Origin of the sequence: Parasalinivibrio latis, assembly GCF_036825535.1 — a bacterium.
Taxonomy (GTDB): Bacteria; Pseudomonadota; Gammaproteobacteria; order Enterobacterales; family Vibrionaceae; genus Parasalinivibrio; species Parasalinivibrio latis.
Map to the genome: position 1 here is coordinate 1,670,325 of NZ_CP098813.1, position 24,445 is coordinate 1,694,769.

A 24,445-nucleotide genomic window follows, 5' to 3' on the forward strand; every position below is an offset into this window, starting at 1 on the left:
CACCGCAACTTGTTGAGTGTATTGTCACTGTAATCACACGCTCCAATGGGCTGTTCGCAATTGATGAACACTGTATCAAACAAAAATAACCGTTCATTGAGTGAGATTAGGGCTAAAACTCCCCGTAAAAGTCCGAATTTTCGAATTACTATTCACAAATAACTAAAACATATGGATTGTGTGGGTTAGCAATGGCGTATATAGGACTGAAAACAACCGCAGTAGTCGCTGTTTCATTGGGCTTATTGGGGTGTAACACAGATTTATGGCTGGATTGGCAGCTAAATAAGCAAATTGGGAAATACAACCTGTCTGGTGATCCGGCACAAGGCCGGGAACTTCCTTCCATCAACGACCCAGTCGCCCAACTCGGTAAGCAACTTTTCTTCACCAAAGCATTAGGCGGAGATAAAGACACTGCCTGCGTTTCCTGCCACCACCCAATGCTGGGCGGAGGAGATGATCTTCCTCTCCCGGTTGGGGTTGCTGCAGAAAATCCGGATTTGCTTGGACCTGGCCGAAAGCATGACGCATCTGCCTATGAATATGATGGCGGCCCAACAGTGCCGCGCAACGCCCCGACAGTCTTCAATATAGGTTTATGGGACAGCAAAATTTTTCACGACGGCCGTCTTGAAGCATTGGTCAGTATCCCGGGACAAAACGGCGCAATAGGTGGGATCCGTACCCCGGACACGCCGGTAGGCGTTGCGGATCCGGAAGCCGGCTCTAACCTGGCAGAGGCTCAGTCTCGGTTTCCAGTGACCTCACCGGAGGAAATGCGCGGCTTTCACTTTGAACTGGGTAACAGCAATGCTGATGTTAGGTCACATTTAGAATCGCGCTTGCAAGCTGCACCGGGCTATATGAATGAGTTGGATGAAAATCGGTGGTTGGAGGCCTTTCAGGTAGCCTTTGGTCAACCCCAGGCAGATGCGGCCGCTCTTATTACCTATCAAAACATTGCCAAAGCGATTGGAGAGTATGAACGTTCCATGGTGTTCACCAATTCGCGCTGGAAGCGATATGTTCAGGGTGAAAAGTACATTCTTTCGCGCAAGGCCAAAAGAGGGGCATTGCTGTTCTATAGGTCGTCCAAACAAGGAGGCGCCGGATGCGTAAATTGCCACAAAGGGGATACATTCACCGATGAACAGTTCCACGTACTTGCAATGCCACAAGTCGGGCGAGGTAAAGAAGAAAATGGCATGGACTTCGGGAGATGGTATGTGACGGGAAAAGAAAATGACCGCTTTGCATTCCGTACTCCATCTTTGCTGAATGTCAGTGAAACGGGGCCATGGGGACACGCCGGTGCATACTCATCGTTGGAAGATGTCATTCGTCACCATGCCAATCCCCGCCGATCAGTTAACAATTTCGATTACAACACGTTGGAAGCAGATGTACAGCATACCGAAATGCTGGAAAACACCCGGCCAGCACTTAAACATCTCAGCAAACTTCAAAGGAAAGGCCAGTCCAAGCTTCCTAAAATTTCGCTGACAAAAAAAGAAGTAAATCAATTGGCTGCGTTTCTCCGTACATTAACGGATCCGTGCACAAAAAATGCCGGGTGTCTGGAGCCTTGGGTTGCAAGAGGCGAGGGGCATGATGGCCTTTTGCTTAACGCCATTGATGAAAACGGTAACCCTCTATAAACAGATTACTTTATGCTGTCCTGTGTTTGAGGCGGGATGGAACCGGGTATTGGTGTCTACACTGACTAGATAGTAAACAAACGATTGGCGCGAAAACGTTTGCTTGTAATTTCAGCTAATTATATCTCCCAGTGCAATTGATAGTTATTCTCACTGGGAGTATTTTGGCTGTAAATATAACACCAAGGGACTATCCATATGTCAGATTCCAATTCGCCTTCAGTCATCCAGGACAGTGTGTATACCCAGTGGTTGTCCCGAGATCCCGATCCTAAAACACGTGAAGAGCTGCAGCGCCTCATCGACAACAACAATACCGATGAGCTGAATGCCCGTTTTTCAAACAGGCTGGAATTCGGTACAGCAGGTCTGCGTGGTACCGTTGGGGCAGGGCCAAACAGGATGAACCGCCTGGTTATCCAGGAAACAGCAACGGGACTGGGTCAATACCTTCTGGAATCCCAGGACAATGCCAAAGAACACGGTGTGATTATCGGCTATGACGGCCGCCCTGACTCTCGTCAATTCGCCCATGACGCTGCCAGCGTCCTGACAGCCCTCGGGATCCGCGTTTACCTGACGCATGATGTAGCGGCGACACCAATTGTCGGGTTTGGCGTACTTAATTTAAATACGGCAGCCGGCATTGTCGTTACGGCCAGTCACAATCCTCCGGAATATAACGGATTCAAGGTCTACTGGAACAATGGTGCTCAAATTATCCCGCCACAGGATTCAGGTATTGCTCACCAGATTGATATAGCCGCAACCAAGCCGTTAAATACTCTTCCCCTCGATGAAGCCGAAAAGCAAGGCTTGCTTGTCTGGTTGAAAGAGGACTTTTATAGCCAATACCGCAAAGCTTTGGGTGAAAGCCCGCTTATCAGTAATGTTGACGTAGACGGAAGCCTTATCGGCATTGCTTACACGGCAATGCATGGAGTTGGCGCCCGAATGGCTGAAGATCTGCTCAGCGACGCCGGTTTTCCTAACGTTTTCTCTGTTGCTGAGCAAAGGGAACCGGATGGCAGTTTTCCTACCGTTAACTTTCCCAACCCGGAGGAACCCGGCGCGATGGATTTGGTTATCGCTGAAGCAACCAGGAATGACTGTGAAATTGCCATTGCCAACGACCCGGATGCCGATCGGATGGCTGCAGCAGCAAGAAAACGTGATGGCAGTTACCAGTTGTTGACCGGTGACCAGGTAGGCGTATTGCTCGCAGATTACCTGATGGGCCTCAAAGCCGGGAATCCGTGCCTGGTTGGCGCTACCATCGTATCTTCCTCTATGTTGGGCAAAATGGCTAACGCTAATGCAGCGCAGTATTACGAGACCCTCACCGGGTTTAAATGGCTGACCAATGTGGCGATGAACAAGGAGTCAGTCGAACTGCCTTTCCTGTTCGCCTATGAAGAAGCACTTGGCTATACCATCGGCACAGCGGTACGAGACAAAGACGGGCTGTCAGCACTGGTTATTTTTGCACAGATGACAGCACAACTGGCGGCCCGGGGCCTGACTGTATGGGATCAACTGAGCGAACTTTACCGCAAGCACGGCTTTTACTTTACAGCACAACAGAATATTGCCTTAACACCAGATACGCCCAATATCGGAGAAGCGTTACGGCGTAACCCACCACAAACAATTGCCGGGCATAAGGTGCTGTCGATGGATGACCTTAAAGATGGCGTACGCCATTTCGCTGACGGCAGTACAGAAGACATCGCCTTGCCACCCAGTGATGTATTAACGTTCCGGCTCGAAAAGGGCGCCCGGATCGTTGTTCGCCCATCAGGAACTGAACCCAAAATCAAATGTTATTACGAAGTGGTCGTAGACATGAATACCTCTGACGGGTTCTCTGAAACCGAGGCCTTTGCAAGAGGTGAAATGGAGACCCTGATACGCGAACACCAGGCGTCTTTGCCGAAGTGACAAGTTATAAAAAAGCCACGGTGATTAATGCCGTGGCTTGTACTTTCCGGACAAATTACCCCTGTTTATTCAATGATCAGTTTCCCGGTCATGCTGTCCAGAGTGGCTTTTCCGTTCATTCTAATGGACAAGTTTACCGGGCCGTGGCCGGATTCCAGACCGAATGCTATAGGTATGTTTTTGTCCCCAATGGCATCCAGGATCACAGCTTTAAGGTCATTGTATGGATCGCTGCAATCGTGCATCGCGCCAAACACTATACCGCTCAGGTTTTCGATCATCCCGGCATTTTTCAGTTGCTGGATCATCCGGTCAATTTTATAAGGGCGCTCCCCAACATCTTCCAGGAACAGGATGGCACCATTCATATCTGGCAAATCAGGTGTGCCGGCCGCGGAGGCAACCATGGAGAGGCAGCCACCGACCAAACGCCCGCTTGCCTTACCATTCCTTATAAATTCGACGTCATGAATTTGAGGATTGTTGCTGAACAGAACAGAACGCAGAGAGTGACGGTTACGTTCTGCCTCTTCAGTGTCATCCAGGAATTGCCCGGTCACCAAATTAGGGCCGTGGATACTGTGAACCTGCGGGTAGTTCTTGGCAAATGCCAGGTGCAACGTAGAGATATCTGAGTATCCGACGAAAACCTTTTCTGAAACATCACCAGATACCGGCAAATTACCCACAATGCGCGCACAGCCGTAACCACCACGCGAGCAGAACACGGCTTTTATTTCGGGGTCCTGAAGGACATGATTCAGGTTGGCACTGCGTATCGAATCATCCCCGGCAAGGTAAAAGTGGTGTTCCAGAGAAAGCAAAAGCTCGACACGTAAACCCCAGCGTTCCAACAGATCAACCGCTTTTTCTATGAGTTGACGGTTAGCAGCCGGAAGTTGGGAGGCAGGAGATATCAGTGCAACTTTATCGTTTGGTTTCAGCATTTAAGATCCTGAATTCAATAATACTGCCCGAAACAAAGCTGAAAGAGCAGGGCAGATATAACGCTTTAATACATAGAGTTATCTGCAACCGAGTTTCGGTCAAGGTTCTGTTGGTCAATTAATCCCAAAAAATCGGTGAATTCCGTTTGGCTGGCGAAATGAACAGCATATTCATGATGGATTCATAACAAAGGGAGTATGTTCCGTGAAATCCTTCATGGACAAGAGAGCAAACTAATGACTAAACCTATAACAAAATACAACCGTGCAACTATCACCTTGCACTGGTTAACTGTCATGGCCATGTTTCTGGCAATTTTCTTTATTGAAATCCACGGTCTGTTCCCAAAAGGTTCGGAAATCCGCGATTTAACAAAGGTTATCCATATCTCTTTCGGTTTTCTGATCTTAGGGTTGGCATTTGTACGACTGGTTGTAAGGCATTACACGAAAGTACCAGCCATTGAACCACCAATGCCGGCATGGATGGAAAAGGCAAGCAAAGCAGTTCATCATCTGCTACTTTTGCTGATGATTGTTATCCCAATGTTGGGATGGCTGTACATGAGCGCCAGAGGCCGGGTATCACCATTTTTTGGGTTGGATATTCCAGCCATTATGCCTCAGGTTACCTGGTCGAAAGACATCAAAGAAGTACATGAACTGCTGGGTGATTTCATCATGTTCGTAATAGCAGCTCACGCCGGTGCCGCCTTGTTCCATCATTATGTCATCAAGGACAACACGCTGCTTCGAATGATGCCGAGTAAAAAAGAAAAGATGCAGGCGACGTCGAACAACCAGTAAAGCCTGTTCACAAATTCCAAAGCAAAGCCACGCCAACGAGCGTGGCTTTTTGCTAATCAACAGATGACGAAGAACAAGAGAAACTGACATTTGTCGTCGTTCTTCATAAAGATGTTTATTAGCTATTTTATGGTAAATACAGTTATGTTTAATGTGTATTGCCTTTCAACATTTCAAAGGAAGGAAAGGGAAGACACTGATAAGAAGAAGGAAGTAGTATTTGGCGTAGCTGCATATCCTATTTAACATAAGATAGATAATGCGCACCAAATGATATTGGAACTCTTTAGTAGTGTCATATCTGAGCCCATTAGAAATGTCGTGTTCTACCATGTCTAAAATTTTAAAGCCCGTATTGACGGGCTTTATTCAATTTAACTTTCGTTAAGGCAAACTAACGGTACAGTAAACCCTTTACTCGAATCTGCGATTGTTGCTGGTGAAATACTCTTAGTCTTATGACTAATACTGTATTGGATTCCAAGCTCATTCAAAAAAATGGTGAACATTGATGATTTTATGGCTGTCTTGTTGCCACTACTAACCATGCCAATCACGTTACCATTATCTGAAATTACTGGGCCACCAACGTTTCCCTTATTAAGTTCGTTGGTTATTCTCATCACCCGCACGTCGTTGTTTTGTCCTGATGCTGAACTGATGATACCGTCTGTAATCTTTCCTTGATAAGTCGGTGTTTTATCATTTACTACATCGGCTAAATCAAAGCCATATGTGTAAGTCCTTTCTCCCTGTATGGTTTTACCATTCAGTCCTATGCTTGCAAACGTATCATTCGTATTTTTCGCCTTCAACACAGCCAGGTTGTTAGTCTTATCTGTTCTTACTACGTTAGTTTCATGTAGACGACCTAAACGTTCAAAACTTACTTTTGAGCACATGTCAGCCATTGTACTGGTAGTAAGAATATGATTTTTATCGATGAATATTCCGGAAGCATGGATCGATAAATTTGGGGTATAACTAACGCCTTGATAAACAATGTTGAAGTTATTGACTGTTGTATCTTGAACCTTCAGAGATGAGGCTTGCTCATTGTTTGTGACTGCAAATCCGTTTACTTCAGTAACTACACAGTTGTATCCGCCTGAGTTTACGCATGTTTGCTTTGCCAGATTCATTGCTTCGCTTTTGGTAGCGGCTCCCCAAGCTGCTCCAGCAACATTGTTTGTACCTATAGCAAAAGCTTTATTATTTATCTTTGCTCGATACTGATTGTACAGACGATCGGTATCGGTACCTACAGTTTGACAGCCCAATAAGCTAATTGCTAACAAAGTAAAACTGAGTTTGGATAAGTTGGATTTCATAGATTGATATTTTACCTAAGCCTCGATATCACATAGCTTTAAGTATCACACATAAGACTATGTTTTAAAGCACTCTATTTTAGAATTAGCAGCATTATCATTTAGCGACATCGATTAGAAAAAACCTATTTGTTAAGAGTATTCAGAGAAAAAAGTAGATATCACATAACACGCAATTCAATAACTATTTTGAAACAACAAACCCAAACATTAAGCGGTTAACCAATTACCGAAACAGCCCGGTAGAAGTATTCTGGAAAGTATTTGTAGATGGCGAGTGTCAGGATGACTCCAAAGAGGACACCAATCAGAAACCCTGGTCCCCTAGCCTTTGCCGGCTTATTCCAGCTGTTTCGGAATTCCTTTGGGTTGTAGATGTAATCTTTGCGGGAGACATTCTTCATCGCGATTCCCTGACGGATAGCATAAGAACAATATACGCGATAAAACAAAGCACCGGACATGCCGGTGCTTAAGAATTTGGAGGGATCTTTAGATAATTTGCAGTGTTTCTACGTCTACTGCATTGTCTGACGCATCTTTGTCGATATCGCCGCTGATTTGAATCTGGGTTTCCGGTTTTACAACCTGGCCTTGCCATACATCATTATCAATTTCTACTGCCATTTCGCCGGTCTTGTCAGCAAAAAGATAGCGATCACCGCCAAGGGACATTTTAATGTGCCCAACCAAAGTTACTGGTGTGTCATCAGTCAGCCAACCGGCGTTTAGTACGTCCTCAACGGTGTTGACGTTTGGGTTTGGGCCACCAACAAAACCGCCGTTCAGTGGTGCATTGTTCGCTGCAAAAACTGATGTTGAAAGCAGAGCTGCCCCTAACGTTACTACCAGGTACTTCTTCATTTTTGTTTTCTCCAATCCGGAATTGCATCCAGTATGGCCTGATGTAAATGAATTTATCCTGAACGATAAACTGTTCACACGAATAGTATGTTCACAATGAGGAACTATTGCGTTAACTCTTCACTTCCCACAATGCCTTCTAACTATTGAGATAACGCCAAGGTTTTTAGTTACTACGCTTCTTGATGTACCTACCGATGTGTTCTTGGTGTCCCAAGAATCGGATATATGATTTGGGAGGCGAGAAATTGGTTGGCCTCCCCCTGTGTTTTAAACGGATTTCTGACCGTTCTTGTTCCTACCTAAGTGCCCAGTACGTGTGATTTGATGTGCGAGTTTTACTGTGTGGTGCCTCTGGGTTCCTTACCGCAAGGATTACATCTATGAAGCATGTTCATCACGCCTCCGGTCGTTGTTCTATTCACTGCATTATGCCTCCCCACATGCTGGATGCCATCCAGCTGAATGGGTCAGGAAAACAGCGGAAGAAGGCCGTCGACTTATTGAAAGACAGTGACGATTTTCACCAACTGCGGAAATCCGCAATGCCTACCGGTGGGTTCAAGGCAGCAAAAGTGTTTTCCTTTGGTTCGATAAAAGGACCCCAACGCGAGGTGTATGACGGAGAGAGAACCATTGGGTTACCGGGTAACAAACTGGTTAGAACAGAAAATTCGCAACCTACCAGTGACCAGGAAGTTGAAGAAGCGTTTGAAGGCTCTGGTGATACGTTCAAATTGTATGCTGACGTCTACGGGAGGGATTCGTTGGATGGCAACGGTATGACGCTGATTTCTACCGTGCACCACCAAAAAAAATATGACAATGCGTTTTGGAACGGACAGCAAATGGCTTACGGTGACGGCGATTTGTTTGAGCCATTAACCCGGTCCCTCGCAGTTATCGGACATGAACTTAGCCATGGCGTCGTGCAATTCTCCGGCGGCCTGGTGTATCAGGATCAGTCCGGGGCATTGAACGAGCATTTTGCCGATGTATTTGGCTGCCTGACCGAGCAGTATAAAAAGAACCAGCCTGCAGCGGAGGCTTCCTGGCTTATTGGTGCTGAAATTATTGGACCGAGTATTCAGGGCGATGCTCTGCGTTCAATGAAAGAACCGGGTTTGGCTTACGATGACCATCTACTGGGTAAAGATCCCCAGCCTTACCACATGGCTAATTTTGTCATTACTTCGAGGGATCACGGCGGTGTTCATATAAATTCTGGGATCCCTAACCATGCATTTTACCTTCTTTCAATGATGCTCGGTGGCAATGCTTGGGAAAAAGCCGGCCATATCTGGTATGACGCCCTACAACACATCGCAAACCCGCACGCCACATTCGTTGACTGGGCTGATGAAACATTGAAGCAGGCTTCCATCCGATTTGGAACTGGCAGCCGGGAGCTCGCCCTAACTCGGAGGGCATGGAAGCTTGTTGGCGTGTATTAAACTTTGATAATTATTTGGGGACAGTTATGGCGAATACAATTCCGGGTGAAAAACAGGTTATCGCCCGGCTTCGAATGGAAGGTGGAATGATTCCACGCGATCGTGAATGGGTTTTCTATTCCAGTGGCCAGGTTCGTCATCCTGACGGGCAGTTGCGCCAGGGAGACCTGTCGGGCATTTCACTGATTGTGGATACAGTAGTTAAACGAATGACCAAGTCCCAGGTTTTTTGCCCGGTTCATCCCGGCAGTGCCGATTATGGTTTAGTGACCCTTTATCTCCAGACGCCAGAAGGAACCTGGCAATGTTCGGCGGCTGATGCCTCCGATGATGTTCCTGATTGGTTTTGGCCTACCATAGAAGGTCTGCAGGATTTAGCCGATGAAAGCCTGTTATAGTCAGTCCCCAAACTCTCCCCGTTGCAGGTAGCGCCCATTAAAGGTCATCGTTACAGGGTTAGCTCCGTCGACAAACATTTGCGCATTTGCCACCCGGCCCGCTACCGCCTGGATATGGAGATGAGGCTCAGTTGAGTTGCCGGAGTTCCCTACTCGACCAACCTGCTGGCCTGTGGTGACACTGTCACCTACTTCTGGTAGAGTACTCCCCTGACTAAGGTGTGCCAGTAGGACGCTGACATTCTGGCAATAAATAACAACGAAATTCCCGTTTGGGTACAACAGGTTCGTTGTTCCAATCGATTGATCAGGGAAACGCTGCTCTTCCCCTATTACTTTCCCATCGCAAGGGGAATATACCGGAACCCGATAAATGGCATACTGGTCGAGTGAAGGTGGAAAGATCCCATTGGCCCGCAATGAGCCGAACGTCAACCCAACGACATCCAAAGACTGGCTTTGTGATTTTGTGCTGTGTGAATTCATAAAAGAAGCGTTTCCACCCTGCGTGATAATCCAGGGAGAACGCAAGGGAAAAGTCAGGTTTACACTCTGAATATCTTCTGGGAGTTTGCTAAACAACAGGCTGTTAAGAAATATCAGCATAACTGAAAAGCACAAATAAACCAGTGACTTGATAATGTATGGCTTCGACTCCAGGTGGCCAAGCTCACTGTTCACTGCCTGTTGGATCATCCTAAGTGTCAGTAGTGCACCGAGCACGTAGATAACAGCCGGCCACCATAGCCCAGTAACTTCCCAATGTGCAATACGCCCAATAAACAAGAGTGCGAGAAACCCGGTCAACCATTGAAGAAACGCCAGCGTCCCCGATGATTTTGATGACAAGTGGAGGACGCACAATGCCAAAACAGGCAGCAATAGATTCATTGCCAAAATTGAAATGTAAGCCCGCCACATAGCGTCCCTCTGGGGTTCTTTTTCCTAAAGGCAGGATAGCGAATAATTGGCTGCTGAATGATGAATGTTTCTTGAGGTACTGATAAGAAAAAAGCGCCAATTGATGCCGGCGCTTTATGCAGTCTGATATCTAGAACTGGGTGTTACTTGGCAGGTACTACCTGAACAACGTCCACATCTACCGCTGCATTGTCAATATCGCGGTCGATTTCACCTGAAATCTTAACTTTGGTGGTTGGAGTGATTTTTTGGCCATGCCATTTGTCTTGATCGATTTCGACCGGAATCTGGCCAGTTTCATCGGCAAACATATAGCGCTCACCACCCAGACCAGACTTAATATGACCGATAAGAGTTACCGGTGTATCGTCGCTGAACAAACCGGCGTTAAGAACGTCTTGTACAGTGGCAATGTCAGAGCTTGGGCCGTAGAAACCGCCAGTCTGAGTTTGTTGGGTTGTACCACTTTGTGCAAACGCTGAGGTTGAAAGCAACAGAGCACCAATGGTCAGAACAGTTTGCTTCTTCATAACGCTATCTCCTTATTGGAATTGCGTTCAGTCTGCGCCTGTCTAGATGAACATATCCTGAACCGGATGTTTATATTGAATTTTGTACTTTATGTATCTCAGTCAACCACTGGTACATCGCATTGGCACAAGTGGAAATATTTCAGGCAATCTCACGATTCTGTTACTGATGGTTTGACTCAAATTTACGTCTGCCCTAACCTCCCCGCAACACTTCACTCGGAGTCTTTCGCCAGCATGAACAAGTAACCTGCCCAAAAACGTTTTCTTCACGTTTAACTGCGTGTGTTCTGTTTTTGCATGGGTTGCTGGCGTTTATCCATCTCCGTATATTTCCTATATATTTTTTCCGCTGATGGACGTTACGCACCCCTCTGTTCCAGGAGGTGTTATGTCCTGCTTATATGCCCACAATCTTTCCGTTTCATTCGCAGATGGCCAGTCACTGTTTACCGGTATATCTTTTTCATTGTCCAAACCAATCACAGCTTTAATAGGTGATAACGGCAGTGGTAAAAGCTTATTGGCTAAATTTCTTGCAGGTAAAGACCCTGGCACTGACTGTTCAGTTGGAGGCTCAGTCAGCGTTTCAGAGCCTGTCTGCTATTTGCCTCAGATAAATGAAGACATGCTCCACTCTTCCAGTTGTTCAATTGCAGACTATCTGGGGTATTCAGCCAAAATCGAAGCATTGGCCAGAATTGCTTCAGGTTCTGTCAAAGAAGAAGATTTCGAATTGGTTGGGAATGACTGGTTGATTGAAGAGCAACTCAAATCACAACTAAAACAGCTTTGTCTGCCTGAAAACTATGCCTTACCTTGTTCATGTTTAAGTGGAGGGCAACTTGCAAGGTTGCAATTATTTAGGATCTTCCGCGATGCTGAAGGGTTGCTTATTCTTGATGAACCATCTAATCATCTCGACGCAGCCGGAAAGCAATGGCTCTTGGAACAGATGGTGTCTTTTGCCGGCCACATACTTATTGTCAGCCACGACAGGGAGCTTTTGACACACGTTGATGAAATCATGGTTCTGGGGAACGGCAATTTATCAGTTTATGGAGGAAATTATAAAACTTACGCCGAACAATTCGCATTTGAACAGGCTGCGAAAGTAAGGCAATTGGAACATGCGGTTAAATCTGAAAAGAAACTGGTACGTAACCACCAGGACAATGAATCCAAAGCGGCAACCCGTATTAAGCAAGGAAGGAAACTGTCTTTATCGGGTTCACAGTCACCGATTCTGATGGGAGCAATGAAACGGGCAGCACAAGGCTCAGCCGGAGCCAGAAAGGCAAAGTTTGAGAAAAAAAGAAATGAGATTCAGGATAAAATTTCTGACCTCAAAGCCAAACTCCCTGAAGATGCTCAATTAAAGCTGACACTTGGAAAAGTAGAAAAACGTATCAACCGGATATTGGATATTAACGGATTGGAATTACCGTTTCCTCCCGCCACTGATTCAAAAGCTAAGATTTCATTCTCCCTGGATTATGGTGATAAGCTTCATCTCAAAGGCCCAAATGGTTGCGGAAAATCATCTTTGTTAAAAACAATTGCAGGGATCCACCAGCAATATTCCGGGGAAATTATTTGTCGCGACCGGGTCTGTTACCTCGATCAGCATTTCAGCTTACTTTCGCACCAAGATAGTGCGCTGGATAACCTGTTACGACTTTGCCCGAAGCAAAGTAAAACCGATCTGCGTACCCTATTGGCTGGAATTGGGCTAAAAGGAGAAAGAGCTTTTCAGTCGCTTAATACCCTCAGTGGAGGGGAAAAAATGAAAGTAGCAATGCTTGCCGTTTCCCATCAAGGCTCCGATTCATTGTTGCTGCTTGATGAGCCGGACAATCACTTGGACATGAAATCCAAAAAGCACCTTTCGGGATTACTCAGTGCCTATCCAGGCCCATTTATACTGGTAAGCCACGACTCGTTCTTTGTCGATGACTCAGGGATAACCAAGGAATTGTGTTTAACCTAGTATCCTGACAAGCATATTTGGGGGTTTAGGCCTCCAAGTATGTGGTTTGGAATGAAATAAGGTAATGCGTTGAACTTACATGTCTTTTTTGGACAATATATTTAGTTATAGTGCATTAAGAACTTCCAACTGTTGAAATTTGGTCTAAATGAACCATATCGATAAGGTCATATTACCCCATCCCTTACAGAGCAGGACTACCCGCCTTTTTTGGCGAAACATTCCGGTACATGAGTCCACCCAACAGTTGGGCGATGACTTTTTGTCTGAAGCGGATACCCTGCTTGCTGTACTTTCTCTGGTGCTCTCTGGGTTCCGTCAGTGCTATCTCCCAGGGAATCCAACTATCTTATAAACCCAGCTCACACCGGTATGTTGCCTGTTTTTAAATCAGCAAAACGACTGGATTTTAAGTTTGACATGCTAATTTTCAGCTAACCTTCCCGGTCACTTTCTTTCCAGCCAAATCTATAATTGCATGGTGAGGTTTACCCTGCTTAATTCCAATTTCGACCCTGCGGTTTGCTGAACGGTGAGCACTGGTATCATTGGGAAGCAAAGGATGTGTATCACCGTATCCTACGATACGTAAACGGTCTTCATCCAACCTGTGTCGGGCAAACATCACCTCTGCAACAGAATTAGCCCTTTGGATAGACAGGTCCCAAGGGGAAGAATAGAGGTCGCCATACACTTTTGAGTTGTCGGTATGGCCATAGAGAGTAATTTCCCCTGGCAATTTAGTGACAACGTCACCTACTTTTTCAATCAAGTTGTGGAACTTAGGCTGAACAAAAGCGGATCCCTTGGGAAACGCCCCCTTTTCCTTGAAGCGAATTACCAATTGCTGTCCCTTTTCGACGACCTCTAACTCGTCATTTTCAATCTCCTGACGAAGGTTTTGCGCCAGGTATTCTTCCCATTCCGCCAATTGAGAAGCATCTTTTTCAGATATTCCCTGCTGGGTAGATTCTGCGTTTTCAATGTTTGAAACCGTAGGGTTGCCTACCGCTTTATCCAGAGGCCCGTTCTGGAATTCAAGAAACTGTTTATCGTGGTGGCGGGTAACCTGCATGATCACTTCTATCGGGGTGGGTTCAGGGCGACCGGGAGCGAACTCGTGGGCAATAATACTGGTACCAATAGGAATGTCTTTCACCTGGAGCTGATTCTGTACACCCAGTGCATACTGCATAGATCCCGCAATCTGGCGGAATTTTTCTGCATTCATCTCAGACATCGACACGAGCATGACGAAAAAGCACATCAACAGGGACATCAGATCGGAAAACGTCGCCATCCATGATGGCAAACCTTTGGGGCACTTATTCTTATCAAAGCTCATTTTTAAAACATCTGAATAGGCGATCTACACTGAACTGATGGCAACCAACAGGCGGTAAAATCTGGAAAGGCCGGTATACGGCGAATTAATCATGCTATTTTACCTCTAAACAACACAATTCGCTGAGATATTGCTCCAATTATCTTCCAGATAAGTAACAGATGGCATTTAACAAATACACCGCCAGAAAATGCGGTGCATTTGCTATCTACTGTCCTAGGGCCATTAAATCCAATTTGCAAATTCTGCTATCGGATTGGCGTCAGAGAAAACCAGTTCAAAAAGAAAACAATCCCTGTAGTCTCTACGACTCGGTGTCCTATATTGGTAATATATTGGCACTAGTGTTGTTTCCGCTGGTTTTCAGCGATTAGAGCACCCCTCATACTGAAAGGACACATTGTTATGATTCGCACCGGATTGATTGGTTTCGGTTTGTCTGGAACAACTTTCCACCTGCCATTTCTAACAGCATTACCCGATTTTGATGTGACAAGGGTGCTGTCGAGCCAGGTAGAGAACGTGGGTAAACGGCTGCCATCGGCACGATGTTTTTCAAACATTGACGATATGCTGGCAGACTCGGCGCTTGATTTAGTAGTAATAACCAGTCCCAATGACACCCACTTCCCCTATGCAGTAAAAGCACTTCAATCCGGTTGCCATGTATTATTGGAAAAACCAGCCGTCACAAACTTCAAAGACGCCCTCAAGCTGGACAAGATTGCCAAGGAAAGTAGGAAACTGCTCTGTGTGTACCATAACCGTCGTTGGGACGGTGATTTTCTCTCGGTATGCCAGTTGAAGGAAAACGGTACACTGGGTGATATAAAACGTTTTGAGTCGCGCATAGACCGTTTCAGGCCCGTGGTAAGGGAACGCTGGCGTGAATTGCCGGGGGATGGCGCGGGGATCTTGTATGATCTTGGCCCTCACCTTATTGATCAGGCGCTTCAGTTGTTCGGTGTTCCAAAGGCAATAGGGGCGTCATGCCGCTCTCTCAGGCCCGGTAGTGAGACAACCGACTATTTTTCGCTAACGTTTCACTATGATAATAACGAAGTTATCCTCGGTTCTTCCCCTTATCGCTCCGGTACTGGTATACGCTTCCAGGTTGACGGGACGAAAGCAACGTTCTTGTTTCAGGGAATTGACAGCCAGGAACAACAGCTCCGTGAAGGCATGGCCATAACTGAAGCCAATTTTGGGAAACAAAACCACATGGGCGAAATCTATTATGGAGAAGAGTCTGAGCCTGATTTCGTTTCGCTGGAAAACGGCATCTATGCGGAGCTCTTTACACAGCTAGCCCAAGCTATCCGCAACGGTGCAAAAGAGGCACCGGTTACCATCCTGGAAGCCGCCCAGAACATTTATGCCATTGAACTTGCAGAGCAAGCATCTCGCATGGGGCTAGTATTGCCATGGCAGTTTCCCGACCGCTCCCCAGACGTGGTTAAGGACTGAAAACGAAGCAACCCAGGTTATAACAAAGCTTATAAGATGAAATAGCAGAATCGCTTTCAGTTATAGTGCATTTAAATGAGCAATGAAACCGGCTGATTAGCCGGTTTGCCGTGAATGTCCGTATGTTAACCTGACACATGCCTCGTCACGTAGTCGATTGGTTATCCACCCTGCCAAACATTACATAAAAATGAAATGCAGCAAGAATCGGTATGCTATCAATAATGCTGCCAATAAGAATACTGACACATTGTACTTACGCATTACCAAAAGACCGCACAGTACCACTGCGATATCCGCAACCGAATGTACGGCACTTTCCCATACCGGTGTATAAAATGCAGCCGCTAACAGTCCAAGAACAGCGGCATTTATCAGTCTAATACCCCCGGCCAGCCTTGGAAGATCCATAAGCGCTTTCCAAACTGGCAATACAGCAAACAGCAGGAGTGTACCCGGCAAAAATACAGCCAGCGTTGCTACAGCACTTCCAAGCCAAGGTGAACTTTCAAACGCAGCCGCGCCAAGGTAACTGGCCATGGTAAACATCGGACCTGGGACCAATTGAGCCGCAGCATAGGCCTCAACCAGTGCATTGTCAGGAACAAGGGTTCCTGCCATTGGTTGTAACAGAGGCAGAACGACGTGCCCTCCACCGAAAACAAATGCACCCGCTTGGTAGAATATTCCAAAAATAACAGCTAACGGATTGGAATCGAACACTATCGGGACAACCAAGAACAACACAAATATACCAAGCAACACAACGCTTCCGGTTCTTGACAAATTATGTGCACTGGCTTTTGCGGAAGTGTCCGATTTAATAAATACGCTGCCTGCAATACCAGCAACAACAATCGGGAGCAACTGGGTAACGACACCCGGGATTGCAATCACCCAAACAGCAGTCAATGCTGCAACAATCCAAGTTGTGGTGTCAGACAAAAACTTTTTCCCCATGGTGATCAACGCATCCGCGACAACTACCACAGCGAGAAGTTTTGCTCCAGCCATTACCATTTCGAACCAACCATTATCTTCCAGTGTTGCCGAATAGGCCGCCAGAAACGTCAACAAGACAAATGATGGGAAAGTAAATCCCGCAAAAGCAGCGAACGCCCCCGCGTAGCCAGCTCTATGGTGACCTATTAACATTCCCATCTGGCTGCTCGCAGGACCAGGAAGAAACTGACAAAGGCTCAGACCTGAAGTAAACTCCTCATCCTTCAGCCAGCCACGCCTCTCAACAAATTCCTTGTGAAAATATCCAATGTGCGCAATTGGGCCACCGAAACTCATACACCCTAAAGTGAGAAACCGTACAAAAACTTCAAGCATTTACTTTCTCCATTTCCAGTACCGTCATTTTAGTCGGCTTCAATGCAATTAAATAAATCGTTCATTTTGATTGTTTAAATTAATTATTTTCATTTATGGCTCACTGATAAAACCAAGGATCCTCAATTCTTTCCTAACAGGAACAACTTAGCTTTATTTGTTAGTGAGTAATTACATACCATTAGCCTATCGTTTCCGACAGAAAACAATGAATCTATCTACCTGTATTTAAGCCAAATTATCACAGCCAAAACTTAAGGTGGAACCGGGGACATTGTGTAAGTGTCTTACAGTTTCTGGATTTTCCTACTGATCGACTGATCGGATTCGGATGAGATTCCAATGTTATCCTGCGTTAAAAATCACCTTTTTATAAAATCACCCTAAGCTGCGTTCACAATGAACTGTTCCATCCTGCACAGAAACACTCCCGAAGGGCGTGTATGATTGGTGCTCATTCTGCGTTGCTGGTTCTTGATCTAGAGCCACTAGCTCGTCCAAACAGCGTCTTGACCGACGGCCAGGCAATTCTCGCGAAAACTACACCTTGAGGTAGTTTGGGTATAGACACGCTAAGTCACTGTTTTGTGCTACCCTACCCGAGTCATAAAACCATGGCGGGAAACGATGTTAGATAACCTTCATCAAATAGTGATACTGGCTACAGTTGCACAGGAACAGCATTTCACGAGGGCAGCCGAGATTTTGGGGATTTCAAAGTCTCAGGTCAGTAAACAAATCAGAGCTTTAGAGGACCGCCTTGGCGTACAACTGGTTCAACGTAATACGCGTTCTGTATCTTTGACTGATATAGGGGTTCAGTATGCTGAGTACGGACAACAACTTTTAGAGACAGTTAATGAAGCCGAGGCAATGGTAGCCGGCTACCGGGATGAGGTGCGCGGGAAGTTAAAGGTAGGTGTCGCCCAATCCTTTGGGAATACGCATATTACGCGTAGCTTTGCGGAGTTTCATAAACGTTATCCGGACTTGGAGTTGGAAGTCGTCCTTTTTGACCATCGTCCGAACTTGGTTGAAGAAGGTTTCGATTGCTGGCTTGCGATCCATGAAAACCCTCCCGAGGGCATGGTTGCAAGGAAGGTGGCTGACTGCCGTTTCGTTGTAGTAGCATCGCCGGATTACCTACGAGAAAAAGGTTCGCCCTGCTCTCCCGGCGATCTTCGACAACACGACTGTATCACCTACCAAAGCCGTGAACGTAAATATACTGACTGGCCTTTTTCACAAGGTAACAATGTACAGTCGGTGCGTGTAAAAGGTACCTACACTATAAACCACGCTCCCGCAGTACTTGATGCAGTAAAGGCCGGTATGGGTGTTGCCTATCTTGCCTCTTATTTAATAAATGATGAAATTCAAAAAGGTGAGCTTGTCAGCTTACTGCAAGACTGGACGCCGACAATGGAACTGCCTATTTATGCTGTGTATCCAAGGCGCAAACATCTGGCCCCTAAAGTCAGGCATTTCGTCGAATTCATAACGGAATTTGTTGGAAATCCACCCTACTGGGATAGAACTTAACATCACTCAGTTAGAAGATCGGCCCAGTCCTCCAACGTCACTGAGATCTATTAACAAAAAAGGTGTACCACTATATCGGTACACCTTTTTGTTATTTGAACACCCTTTAAAGAGTTACAGCCTTTTCTACCGGTTGCGCGTACATGTGGCGCACAATATCAGCTTCTTCCTGGCTAATCTGTGAAAGCTTTTCGGTGAAACGTATCTGTTCAGCCTGGGTAACCGATTCATGGGTTTTGTCCGCAGCAATATAATTTACCGGGAACAGGTGGTAGTTAGCATGAATCTGTCGATCGATTTCCTTGGCTAAGCTGTCAGCATTATCAAATTGCTCAGTGACAACGTCACCAAAGGCAACATGGATACGCCGTTTCTGGCCAACGATACCTCGAACGATACTCTCGATATCCTCAAATTCCGCTTTTTCATAAGCGCCGCTGGATCGGGTTTGGAAAAGTTCGCTCGCTTTTGCGAGATCACAAGGATCGTTCTCATATGAGATGGTCACAGGAACAATATTCAACGACGCCATGTATTCACCAAACGGGATTTTTTGAGCTCGGCCGTTAACGTGGAACATTTTTAGGATTGCCGGATCTGTTACGTCATTACCATCTTTTGCCCGACCTTCTTTTTGAGCAATCCAGATCGACTGCCCCTCTTCAAGAGAGTCTTTTATGTATGAAGAAAGCAATCCGAGGGCTTTCATCATCTCTCGCGGGCCTTTTGCTGAACGTTTTACAATAAAGCTCTTATTAAGGCGCATCAGTTCCGTTGCGCACGGCTTTTTAAGGAGGTTATCCCCTATAGCAATCCTCACTGTGTCACGGTTATGCAAATGAAGACCCCAGTTAACTAAAGCTGGGTCCATTGCTATATCACGGTGGTTTGAAACAAACAGGTAGGCTTTGTTGGGATCAAGTTTTTCAATACCGCTATATGTGACACCGTCACTAGAATGCTTGATGGCTTGCTCCATATAAGTCGCCACCTGCATTTGTGCATCCCTAACCGAACGCACATTTGACCATTTCTTTTTCAGCAGTGATTTAAGAAGTGGTTTGAGCAACCAGCCGCCAACAGCAACCAGTTTTGGGAATCTATATTTCAAAATGGCCGAAATAAATTCATCATCATTGATAAGGCGCTCCAGCGCTCCCTGAATTTCGTCATCTTTATAAGGTCGGATCTCGTAATATTTGTCGTTATCTGAATGCACTGTCGTCATCTATCTTTAACAAAAACTGCGCTATTCTACGCGCTATCTTTTCGGATCACAGAGTTACGCATCGAATTAAACAGTGGTTGGAGGTCTGATCTCTTTCGATTATGCATCACTTTGTCCAAAGATTGTGCAATATCAATCACGATACAGCCAATTGCTTGACGCCTACGCGAAAAGCCCTGAATATGTGCCTTCCCTAACTTTCGGTACATGCAATGAAGCAAGCAATTGAGTTTCGTTGCCAGCAATATGACCAGCTGGTCACAACGGCGCGTAAGCGCTCGATCTCACATCAATTTATATTTGTTCAGAGCGGTATGGTTCTCGTCAGACTCGGTCGCTCTGAGTTTCCGGTTTTAGCTAACCAGGGGTTTTGGCTATCTTTCGATTGCCTGTACTCTTTAACGATCCTGCCGGGATCCCGTGTCTGCCAGACAGAGGTCTCTGTACGTGTACAGGATCATCTGCCTGAACATACAGGCTATGTTGAACTGTCACCTTTCGTTATTGCTTTGGTACAAGAGCTCGCCATTCAGCAACAGGCCGGCAATTTCAAACAGCGAACGGACAGTCGCTGGTCCAATCTGGTAAAGGTTCTGTGTGACTATGCCAGGGAGTTCAAACCTGATCTGGAAACTAAGTTAACGGAAAGTCTGCGCTCTATTACAAGTGCGGTCTCTACAATTACATCTAACGGACAGTTATCACCAAAAGAAGAGTCAGCCCTGAACAGTACCGGCTTTCAGACGGCAGAGGTTCGAACTGCCCTTCAGGTGCGAGAATGGATTAAGTCTCTTAAATCTGGTGGGAATTCAAAGAAGCTTGCGAATGAAGCAGGACTTCCTGAGCCTTTATTCAAGTCTCTGCTTGAATCTGTTGGTGGCTACAACTTAGAAAACAAACATCAGTAACCAGACTAAACCCGGTATTTTTGCCGGGTTTAGTTTCATTTCTGCTTGAGCTGAATTTTCCCGGCAACACTGGGTGTAGTCATTTCAGATATGTCCTGTCCAGAAGCCAAATACTCTCTTATTTTGGTACTTCTTATTTTTACAGTCTCAGGGCATGCCAGGACGGACCACCGGGATAAAATTTCTTCAGCTTTGTAGAATTTACTAAAATTGAGAAAATTGTCAGGTCCAAGCACAAAGGTAAAAGTAGCGTCCGGATGGTCTTCAGTTAGCCGATCCAAAAGAGCATAGGTTGTGATCGCCTCTTCCCCGGTATACATCTCTTCCTCAACACGGCAAAGTCGAACATTTTCCTGTGCCAGATCCTTAATAAACGCCTCTACCCATTCGCATCTCAGACCAAAATCGGGCATCGACTTGCCCCATGCATGTGCAATACTGGGGACGAGCAGGACTTGGTCAAAGTGGTTAAGTCGGTCAACTATACTTTTGTGACCCAGTGATGGCGGATTAAAGGCGCTACCAAAGACAGCAACTTTTTGAGGCATATAAAGATTCTGTTGCAGATTCGTTTCTCGTCCGAATATTAGAACAATTCCTGACAGGAAAAGCCAGCGGCAGAAGAACTTACAGGATTCGACTCCCCCATTGGCACGTTTTGCGCATGATTTTTGGCAGGGGATAATGCACAATAACGGCAAAGTTAAAAAGGCACTTATGATTGGGTGCTGGTTCTGAAAATTTAGGGGAAAGACACAATGGAACAGGTTATTCGCGATGAAATGCGAGTGCTGCCAACTATCGACCCATCAGCAGAAGTATTGCGTAGAGTCGGTTTTATCAAAAAACGCCTTATTCAATCCGGTTGCAAGACGCTGGTACTCGGCATCAGCGGCGGCGTCGATTCCTCTACCTGTGGCCGTCTTGCACAAATTGCAGTTAATGAACTGAATGCAAGCCAGAACTCCCAAGACTACAAATTTATTGCAGTTCGCCTTCCATACGGTGTCCAGCAAGACGAAGATGAAGCCCAGTTGGCACTTTCTTTTATCCAGCCATCTGTCAGTGTTGCGGTTAACATTAAAGAAGGTGTTGATGGCCTGCACAGTTCAGCGCTTGAATCACTGGCCGATTCTGGGTTAATCCCATCAGACGAAGGCAAAGTCGATTTCGTAAAAGGCAATGTGAAAGCAAGGGCTCGCATGATTGCACAATACGAAATTGCTGGCTTGACAGGTGGTCTTGTATTAGGGACCGACCACTCAGCAGAGAACATTACCGGTTTTTATACCAAACACGGTGACGGAGCCTGTGACCTTGCCCCTCTGTTTGGCTTAAACAAACGTCAGGTTCGTGCTTTGGCCGCCCACCTGGGTGCTCCGGATCAATTGGTTTATAAAACTCCGACAGCAGACCTTGAGGAACTCGCACCTCAAAAAGCTGATGAAGATGCACTTCAAGTTTCCTACGATCAAATTGATGATTTTCTGGAAGGGAAAGAGGTATCTTCGGAAGTTAAAGAAAAGCTGGTACGTATTTATATGGCTACTCAACATAAACGCCAGCCAATACCAACAGTTTATGACGATGAAGCCTAACAGATTGCAAAAACAAGGGCACGCTCTGTGCCCTTATTAAGGAATACCGTTACAAATTTAAATACCCTTCACCATTCTGAATTAACCAGTCGAGTTCAACCCAAATCTTGTCACATAACAGTGGTCGGTATACTGCCGCACGAAACTCTGTGTGTTCCAGCCTGTACTTTTCATACTGCTCAGGGAGAAACAGCCGGCTCGCTTTTACATTGGCAAGACGGTCGCAAGCTTTAACGATGAGAGCAATACGGGATGCTTCGTCAACGGTATCCAAGGTAGCCAACCGTTCATTTAATAAACGCTTGCGCTCAGGCCTTGTTGACAAAATGGGATCGGTAACGTAACAAACGGCGTCTGCAATCACGTCACCAAATTCTATAAGAAGTTCTGGATATGTTGTCCCGGTGTCTTCAAGGACGTCATGAAGTTGGGCTACGATAACCGCTGACTGGCCAAACGGTTCAGCCAATTTGGCTACTGCGTCCAAATGGACAAAATAAGGAAACTCACCATACATCTGCTTGCCGTGGCGCTCGCGCGCAAATGTTTTCGCAAAAAACAGCCGGTTATTCATCGGTATCACCTCTACCAGTTTGGCTGCGATTTAATCAGTTTCCTGTTGATATTTAAACAAAAAAGGCCCAAAAATCTGGGCCTTTATCACAAATAACCGTACCCCTGCATTTTAAAAATGCTCAGGTGAATACTTTCAGTCTTCTTTTTTCGATGCACTCTCTGCACGAATTTCATTGGCAACTTGTTGAATAGCCTGTCCACTGCTCATTCCCTGCCGCATCAGCTCAAGGACACGTTCAGCTGCTTTTTGTTGTTCTTCATGAGTAAGTGTAGGTTCGTTCAACAACATTTTTTCTACCTGGAAGCCAAAATTGAGAGGCGTCATTTTATTGAGAATGACGCCCCTTGTCATGTCTAAAATGTTCCAAACTCAGCCGTTAGAAAGTGAAAGCCAATTGAGCAGCAGCCCCAAAAGCATTTTCATCGACATAACTGCCCGACAGATCGAGATGGACTTTATTAAATGGCGAGAAACCCAGACCTACCGTAAATGCATCATCAATTGTGTTTTTTGTATCGGTTTTATAACCGGCTCTAACTTGCGCCCAGCCAAATGCATTGAATTCAGCACCAAAGCGTACAAACTGTGTGTCATCTGATGGATTCACTGCATTTCCAGATGCCGTAAAGCGACTCTGCTCATTTAGGTCCATTTCACCTGTAACTGTGAAAAGATCGCTGACCAATGCTGCACCAAGTGTAAATTTTGGCTCCAGTTTGTAAACGTAGTCACCGTTCCAACCAACGTCGTTAAATACGTCAACCGATTTGGAAATAAGGTTTTTGCCAACAAAAGAAACACGAACATTTTCCATCGGCAACCAAATTGCCCCAACATCCAAATTGAAGTGGGACTCATCATTCATGTACTTGTCATTGTCATAGTCATCCGCATCGAATGTTTCGACATTGACGGTATAACGGTAAGTGGTAATCTCCTGCAGCTTTGGCGTGACACCAACGGAAATGTTTTGTCCCAAAATATTGAACATTCGCGCTGTAGCTACACCCACCTCTGTAACTCCCGCAGCAATTACCGACGCTTCAGAGTTTAGCGTTATGTCGCCAGCCAGAATTTGAGCAGGTGTTGGGTTTCTAATTGTCGCGGCATCTCCCGAATCAATGTCAGGAAGTACCACTGCCTCGAGGTATCCTTTAGCATATAAGTTTATAGAAACTAACTGGTTAGGAATGGCAACCGATACACCGAGTCCCGCTCCAATATGAGCTTTATCACCTTGCAAATCTTCAAACGCTTTTGCTGCATTTTCCCTTTTTGCCGTATCAGTAATATCTGATTCCAGTGCTTCAAATGCACTTTGGAAGTTATCAATCCCATCCAGTAAATCGCCTTCATCGCGAACATCTATGGAAAACGTTGGAATTACCAAACCAAGATAAGAATCTGGCTCTACAGCGGCAAGAGCCGGATTGTAGAAACCGGCGTTTAGATATCCGGCGGCAGCAGAACCAGCACCACCCATAGAATATATTCTTGCACCGGGATTATAGTCTGAAGCTGATGCTGTAAATGCAGCTAACGTGACGGAAGCCGCCAGAAGTGTTTTTTTCATCCTTGTTTGCCTCTGCTTATATTAA

At 45.9% G+C, this 24,445-nt stretch carries 23 protein-coding genes; 10 read left to right on the forward strand and 13 right to left on the reverse strand.

Translation table 11 applies throughout. The features are described 5' to 3' along the window. The first annotated feature begins 191 nt into the window (after positions 1-191). Entirely contained in the window at positions 192-1,661 is a 1,470-nt protein-coding gene (locus NF212_RS24520) for a cytochrome-c peroxidase (RefSeq protein WP_434361591.1), read from the forward strand. A 198-nt stretch (positions 1,662-1,859) separates the two neighbouring features. Next, positions 1,860-3,602, forward strand: coding sequence for a phospho-sugar mutase (locus tag NF212_RS24525; RefSeq protein ID WP_434361593.1), 1,743 nt, complete (start codon positions 1,860-1,862; stop codon positions 3,600-3,602). A gap of 65 nt (positions 3,603-3,667) precedes the next feature. Here the strand turns inward: NF212_RS24525 and NF212_RS24530 are convergent, their stop codons facing one another. Continuing rightward, positions 3,668-4,549 (reverse strand): S66 peptidase family protein, encoded by an 882-nt coding sequence (locus NF212_RS24530; protein WP_434361594.1) that lies wholly within the window; start codon positions 4,547-4,549, stop codon positions 3,668-3,670. Positions 4,550-4,786: 237 nt separating this feature from the next. Here NF212_RS24530 and NF212_RS24535 point away from each other — a divergent pair, with 237 nt between their 5' ends. Further along, positions 4,787-5,356, forward strand: a complete 570-nt coding sequence (locus NF212_RS24535) for a cytochrome b (protein ID WP_434361596.1) — start codon at positions 4,787-4,789, stop codon at positions 5,354-5,356. Between the two features lie 374 nt (positions 5,357-5,730). Here the strand turns inward: NF212_RS24535 and NF212_RS24540 are convergent, their stop codons facing one another. The 3 genes from NF212_RS24540 to NF212_RS24550 form a co-directional block, all read right to left on the reverse strand. Next, positions 5,731-6,687, reverse strand: coding sequence for a trypsin-like peptidase domain-containing protein (locus NF212_RS24540; protein ID WP_434361598.1), 957 nt, complete (start codon positions 6,685-6,687; stop codon positions 5,731-5,733). A gap of 218 nt (positions 6,688-6,905) precedes the next feature. Beyond that, on the reverse strand, positions 6,906-7,091 hold the full coding sequence (locus NF212_RS24545; RefSeq protein WP_434361599.1) for a hypothetical protein: 186 nt from the start codon (positions 7,089-7,091) through the stop codon (positions 6,906-6,908). 88 nt (positions 7,092-7,179) lie between these two features. Next, entirely contained in the window at positions 7,180-7,551 is a 372-nt protein-coding gene (locus NF212_RS24550) for a YgiW/YdeI family stress tolerance OB fold protein (protein WP_434361600.1), read from the reverse strand. A gap of 383 nt (positions 7,552-7,934) precedes the next feature. Between NF212_RS24550 and NF212_RS24555 the strand changes: the two genes are divergently transcribed. Both NF212_RS24555 and NF212_RS24560 read left to right on the forward strand, forming a co-directional pair. After that, entirely contained in the window at positions 7,935-9,005 is a 1,071-nt protein-coding gene (locus tag NF212_RS24555; protein WP_434361602.1) for a M4 family metallopeptidase, read from the forward strand. 26 nt (positions 9,006-9,031) lie between these two features. Continuing rightward, complete coding sequence (locus NF212_RS24560; RefSeq protein WP_434361604.1) at positions 9,032-9,403, forward strand: hypothetical protein; 372 nt, start codon at positions 9,032-9,034, stop codon at positions 9,401-9,403. On the opposite strand, the gene NF212_RS24565 is transcribed toward NF212_RS24560, so the two are convergent. Continuing rightward, on the reverse strand, positions 9,404-10,324 hold the full coding sequence (locus NF212_RS24565) for a M23 family metallopeptidase (RefSeq protein ID WP_434361605.1): 921 nt from the start codon (positions 10,322-10,324) through the stop codon (positions 9,404-9,406). Positions 10,325-10,467: 143 nt separating this feature from the next. After that, a complete protein-coding gene (locus tag NF212_RS24570; RefSeq protein WP_434361607.1) occupies positions 10,468-10,854 on the reverse strand; it encodes a YgiW/YdeI family stress tolerance OB fold protein in 387 nt (128 codons plus the stop codon). Positions 10,855-11,245: 391 nt separating this feature from the next. Here NF212_RS24570 and NF212_RS24575 point away from each other — a divergent pair, with 391 nt between their 5' ends. Then, positions 11,246-12,844: an ATP-binding cassette domain-containing protein gene (locus NF212_RS24575; protein WP_434361608.1), complete on the forward strand. Its 1,599-nt coding sequence runs from the start codon at positions 11,246-11,248 to the stop codon at positions 12,842-12,844. Positions 12,845-13,274: 430 nt separating this feature from the next. Here NF212_RS24575 and NF212_RS24580 read toward each other — a convergent pair whose 3' ends face one another. Then, positions 13,275-14,189 carry a flagellar motor protein MotB gene (locus NF212_RS24580; protein ID WP_434361609.1) on the reverse strand — a complete coding sequence of 305 codons (915 nt, stop codon included), beginning with the start codon at positions 14,187-14,189 and terminating at the stop codon, positions 13,275-13,277. Positions 14,190-14,594: 405 nt separating this feature from the next. Between NF212_RS24580 and NF212_RS24585 the strand changes: the two genes are divergently transcribed. After that, entirely contained in the window at positions 14,595-15,656 is a 1,062-nt protein-coding gene (locus tag NF212_RS24585) for a Gfo/Idh/MocA family oxidoreductase (protein ID WP_434361610.1), read from the forward strand. A 180-nt stretch (positions 15,657-15,836) separates the two neighbouring features. Here the strand turns inward: NF212_RS24585 and chrA are convergent, their stop codons facing one another. Next, positions 15,837-16,994, reverse strand: coding sequence for a chromate efflux transporter (gene chrA / locus NF212_RS24590; RefSeq protein WP_434361611.1), 1,158 nt, complete (start codon positions 16,992-16,994; stop codon positions 15,837-15,839). A gap of 627 nt (positions 16,995-17,621) precedes the next feature. On the opposite strand from chrA, the gene NF212_RS24595 reads away from it, so the two are divergent. Beyond that, the gene (locus NF212_RS24595; RefSeq protein WP_434361613.1) at positions 17,622-18,536 is read left to right on the forward strand and encodes a LysR substrate-binding domain-containing protein; all 915 of its coding nucleotides are present in this window, start codon (positions 17,622-17,624) and stop codon (positions 18,534-18,536) included. A gap of 106 nt (positions 18,537-18,642) precedes the next feature. Here the strand turns inward: NF212_RS24595 and NF212_RS24600 are convergent, their stop codons facing one another. Continuing rightward, on the reverse strand, positions 18,643-19,755 hold the full coding sequence (locus NF212_RS24600; protein WP_434362989.1) for a 1-acyl-sn-glycerol-3-phosphate acyltransferase: 1,113 nt from the start codon (positions 19,753-19,755) through the stop codon (positions 18,643-18,645). A gap of 221 nt (positions 19,756-19,976) precedes the next feature. On the opposite strand from NF212_RS24600, the gene NF212_RS24605 reads away from it, so the two are divergent. Further along, positions 19,977-20,672, forward strand: a complete 696-nt coding sequence (locus tag NF212_RS24605; RefSeq protein WP_434361615.1) for a hypothetical protein — start codon at positions 19,977-19,979, stop codon at positions 20,670-20,672. A 35-nt stretch (positions 20,673-20,707) separates the two neighbouring features. Here the strand turns inward: NF212_RS24605 and NF212_RS24610 are convergent, their stop codons facing one another. After that, complete coding sequence (locus tag NF212_RS24610; protein ID WP_434361616.1) at positions 20,708-21,220, reverse strand: nicotinate-nicotinamide nucleotide adenylyltransferase; 513 nt, start codon at positions 21,218-21,220, stop codon at positions 20,708-20,710. 210 nt (positions 21,221-21,430) lie between these two features. On the opposite strand from NF212_RS24610, the gene nadE reads away from it, so the two are divergent. Further along, on the forward strand, positions 21,431-22,270 hold the full coding sequence (nadE, locus tag NF212_RS24615; RefSeq protein WP_434361617.1) for an ammonia-dependent NAD(+) synthetase: 840 nt from the start codon (positions 21,431-21,433) through the stop codon (positions 22,268-22,270). Positions 22,271-22,319: 49 nt separating this feature from the next. Here nadE and NF212_RS24620 read toward each other — a convergent pair whose 3' ends face one another. The 3 genes from NF212_RS24620 to NF212_RS24630 form a co-directional block, all read right to left on the reverse strand. Further along, positions 22,320-22,844: a phosphohydrolase gene (locus tag NF212_RS24620; RefSeq protein ID WP_434361619.1), complete on the reverse strand. Its 525-nt coding sequence runs from the start codon at positions 22,842-22,844 to the stop codon at positions 22,320-22,322. A gap of 135 nt (positions 22,845-22,979) precedes the next feature. Continuing rightward, positions 22,980-23,135, reverse strand: a complete 156-nt coding sequence (locus NF212_RS24625) for a YoaH family protein (protein ID WP_434362991.1) — start codon at positions 23,133-23,135, stop codon at positions 22,980-22,982. A gap of 88 nt (positions 23,136-23,223) precedes the next feature. After that, positions 23,224-24,420 (reverse strand): conjugal transfer protein TraF, encoded by a 1,197-nt coding sequence (locus tag NF212_RS24630; protein ID WP_434361620.1) that lies wholly within the window; start codon positions 24,418-24,420, stop codon positions 23,224-23,226. Between the last annotated feature and the right edge of the window lie 25 nt (positions 24,421-24,445).

Excerpts from the sequence above, each read along its gene's own strand:
- NF212_RS24545 (WP_434361599.1), bottom strand. The coding sequence starts at position 7,091 with ATGAAGAATGTCTCCCGCAAAGATTACATCTACAACCCAAAGGAATTC.
- NF212_RS24595 (WP_434361613.1), top strand. The coding sequence starts at position 17,622 with ATGTTAGATAACCTTCATCAAATAGTGATACTGGCTACAGTTGCACAG.
- NF212_RS24630 (WP_434361620.1), bottom strand. The coding sequence starts at position 24,420 with ATGAAAAAAACACTTCTGGCGGCTTCCGTCACGTTAGCTGCATTTACA.
- NF212_RS24570 (WP_434361607.1), bottom strand. The coding sequence starts at position 10,854 with ATGAAGAAGCAAACTGTTCTGACCATTGGTGCTCTGTTGCTTTCAACC.
- NF212_RS24525 (WP_434361593.1), top strand. The coding sequence starts at position 1,860 with ATGTCAGATTCCAATTCGCCTTCAGTCATCCAGGACAGTGTGTATACC.
- NF212_RS24625 (WP_434362991.1), bottom strand. The coding sequence starts at position 23,135 with ATGTTGTTGAACGAACCTACACTTACTCATGAAGAACAACAAAAAGCA.
- NF212_RS24610 (WP_434361616.1), bottom strand. The coding sequence starts at position 21,220 with ATGCCTCAAAAAGTTGCTGTCTTTGGTAGCGCCTTTAATCCGCCATCA.
- NF212_RS24540 (WP_434361598.1), bottom strand. The coding sequence starts at position 6,687 with ATGAAATCCAACTTATCCAAACTCAGTTTTACTTTGTTAGCAATTAGC.
- NF212_RS24555 (WP_434361602.1), top strand. The coding sequence starts at position 7,935 with ATGAAGCATGTTCATCACGCCTCCGGTCGTTGTTCTATTCACTGCATT.
- NF212_RS24530 (WP_434361594.1), bottom strand. The coding sequence starts at position 4,549 with ATGCTGAAACCAAACGATAAAGTTGCACTGATATCTCCTGCCTCCCAA.
- NF212_RS24560 (WP_434361604.1), top strand. The coding sequence starts at position 9,032 with ATGGCGAATACAATTCCGGGTGAAAAACAGGTTATCGCCCGGCTTCGA.
- nadE (WP_434361617.1), top strand. The coding sequence starts at position 21,431 with ATGGAACAGGTTATTCGCGATGAAATGCGAGTGCTGCCAACTATCGAC.
- NF212_RS24620 (WP_434361619.1), bottom strand. The coding sequence starts at position 22,844 with ATGAATAACCGGCTGTTTTTTGCGAAAACATTTGCGCGCGAGCGCCAC.
- NF212_RS24585 (WP_434361610.1), top strand. The coding sequence starts at position 14,595 with ATGATTCGCACCGGATTGATTGGTTTCGGTTTGTCTGGAACAACTTTC.
- NF212_RS24550 (WP_434361600.1), bottom strand. The coding sequence starts at position 7,551 with ATGAAGAAGTACCTGGTAGTAACGTTAGGGGCAGCTCTGCTTTCAACA.
- NF212_RS24565 (WP_434361605.1), bottom strand. The coding sequence starts at position 10,324 with ATGTGGCGGGCTTACATTTCAATTTTGGCAATGAATCTATTGCTGCCT.
- NF212_RS24575 (WP_434361608.1), top strand. The coding sequence starts at position 11,246 with ATGTCCTGCTTATATGCCCACAATCTTTCCGTTTCATTCGCAGATGGC.
- NF212_RS24520 (WP_434361591.1), top strand. The coding sequence starts at position 192 with ATGGCGTATATAGGACTGAAAACAACCGCAGTAGTCGCTGTTTCATTG.
- NF212_RS24535 (WP_434361596.1), top strand. The coding sequence starts at position 4,787 with ATGACTAAACCTATAACAAAATACAACCGTGCAACTATCACCTTGCAC.
- NF212_RS24605 (WP_434361615.1), top strand. The coding sequence starts at position 19,977 with ATGAAGCAAGCAATTGAGTTTCGTTGCCAGCAATATGACCAGCTGGTC.
- NF212_RS24580 (WP_434361609.1), bottom strand. The coding sequence starts at position 14,189 with ATGAGCTTTGATAAGAATAAGTGCCCCAAAGGTTTGCCATCATGGATG.
- chrA (WP_434361611.1), bottom strand. The coding sequence starts at position 16,994 with ATGCTTGAAGTTTTTGTACGGTTTCTCACTTTAGGGTGTATGAGTTTC.